The organism is Catellatospora sp. KI3 (assembly GCF_029948125.1).
Classification (GTDB): Bacteria; Actinomycetota; Actinomycetes; order Mycobacteriales; family Micromonosporaceae; genus Catellatospora.
Genome location: NZ_JASAMB010000094.1, coordinates 1 through 232, shown reverse-complemented (window position 1 = coordinate 232; position 232 = coordinate 1). Strand labels below are relative to the sequence as shown.

The following is a 232-nucleotide window of genomic DNA, read 5'->3' as shown; positions in this document are numbered from 1 at the left end:
GGCCTTTCCGCTCGACTTGCATGTGTTAAGCACGCCGCCAGCGTTCGTCCTGAGCCAGGATCAAACTCTCCAAAAAGAATTCAAAAACCCGGCAAAAAACAAAACACCGACAATCAAAATGAATGTCCGAATGTTTGCTTAATACCAAAGGAATGACCACGACGAGGTGATCAATAAATTGGCACTGGCATATCAAGCACCCTGTTGAGTTCTCAAAGAACAAGCACACACC

1 rRNA gene is annotated in these 232 nt (G+C 45.7%); it reads right to left on the bottom strand.

The features are described from left to right. Positions 1 to 76: ribosomal RNA gene (locus QEZ54_RS36330) — 16S ribosomal RNA — on the bottom strand; the annotation flags it as partial. Between the last annotated feature and the right edge of the window lie 156 nt (positions 77 to 232).